The sequence below is a fragment of the Butyrivibrio sp. XPD2002 genome (assembly GCF_000423945.1).
GTDB lineage: Bacteria > Bacillota > Clostridia > Lachnospirales > Lachnospiraceae > Butyrivibrio.
This window is the reverse complement of sequence record NZ_AUIY01000050.1, coordinates 1-1,593: the sequence shown is the minus strand read 5'-3', so window position 1 is coordinate 1,593 and position 1,593 is coordinate 1. Positions and strand designations below refer to the sequence as shown.

The window sequence follows — 1,593 nt, the reverse complement described above, 5'->3', positions numbered from 1 at the left end:
TAAAAAAGTGCCTACGGCACCTCAACTCCCCTGCCCCTCAATCATGAGGGGTGGGGTTGTTTTTTGCCTCAACTCATTCATAATGATTTTTATGAAACGAAACGTACTACAAAATCTGTTCCGCGATCATTACGAAGAAATTCAATATACTCTTCATCCCCGCAAAACTGAAATGGAAAACATCGATAAGATGCTCAATTGCGGAGACCCTGCCTATGGCGGTGCCATGTATGGCTGCCCTGATTGTGGTACTCTCAAATTTATTCCCTTTCGTTGTCATTCAAGATTCTGTCCTACATGTGGTGCCATGTATTCACAGAAACGTGCTCAGGCTATGTCATTTAAGCTCATAAACTGTCAGCACCGACACTGCGTATTCACCATTTCGAAAGAATTACGTCATTACTTTCTCGAAGACCGCAACCTTCTTAACTGTCTTTTCGAAGCTGTCAGCAGTGTTATTAATCGTATGTTCTACAAAATCAACAAAAGTCAGAACTTCACACCTGGTTACATTCTGGTTCTTCACACATTTGGACGTCCCTTGGAATGGAATCCTCATATCCACTGCCTCATATCTGAAGGTGGTGTAGGAGACACCGGCTTTTGGCGCAAAGTAAATTTCTTCAGTTACCCCTATATGCGCCATGCTTTTCAGACTGCTCTTCTGAATCTGATGGAAGCCCGTATTACTGACCCCAATAAGAAATCATTGTTTAAAAAAGAAAAAGCTCTCTCATACAAAAATCAGAAAGAAGGTTTCTATGTCTATGGCAAACCTACTCTCGCTGACAGACGTACTGTTGCTAAATATATAGGCAGATACCTTGGTCGTCCTGTAATCGGTCTCTCAAGAATTGACTCTTATGATAAAGAGCATGATACTGTTACTTTCCACTACAACAGACATGAGGACGAAGTCCTTGTCACCGAAACCATTCCTTCAATAGAATTCATAAAACGTCTTATCCAGCACATACCTGAAAAGGAATTTAAGATGATACGTTACTATGGCATATACGGTCGTCATAGGGAATCAGACAAAAAACTCAACCGACTGATTCATCCTTCTAAAAAACCATTCTTTAAGTCATTCCTGCAATGGCGATCAGGTATCCTGTCAGCATTCGGGTATGACCCATTGAGTTGTCCCAAATGCAATAGCACCATGAAATTTCTCGAGTTGCGCTTTAACCACAAACGTGTTTCTCTCGAAGACTTATATGAAAAGGCAATGGGAAAATGCCGTCCCAAGAGCAGAGCTCCATCTTCAAAAATCAGCAATGTTCCCTCGTATTCCTGTGCATGATAAAATCATGCTACAGGAGGAACAGCCATGGCCAGTAAAGAACTAATTGCAAAGCTTAGAGAGAAATACATCCAAAATCCGCCGGAAGGCATGACGGCGAATGAAATCCGCGAGATGGATGATGAAGACCTTCTCGACATGGATTACTTTATGCATGAAGATGATGAATTCTTTGACGAGGTAGATTGGTAATTTAAAACCAACATACCTCCGCTTTGCGTGGCCCGGTCTTGTCCGGGCCTTTTAATTCAAGTTTTCGCCGCAAGGCGAAATTTCCTATTAAA

2 protein-coding genes are annotated in these 1,593 nt (G+C 41.9%); both read left to right on the top strand.

Translation table 11 applies throughout. From position 1 onward, the window contains the following. Positions 1–91: 91 nt before the first annotated feature. On the top strand, positions 92–1,309 hold the full coding sequence (locus tag G587_RS23165) for an IS91 family transposase (RefSeq protein ID WP_051201094.1): 1,218 nt from the start codon (positions 92–94) through the stop codon (positions 1,307–1,309). 27 nt (positions 1,310–1,336) lie between these two features. Next, the gene (locus tag G587_RS25940) at positions 1,337–1,501 is read left to right on the top strand and encodes a hypothetical protein (protein ID WP_196812572.1); all 165 of its coding nucleotides are present in this window, start codon (positions 1,337–1,339) and stop codon (positions 1,499–1,501) included. Positions 1,502–1,593: the final 92 nt, after the last annotated feature.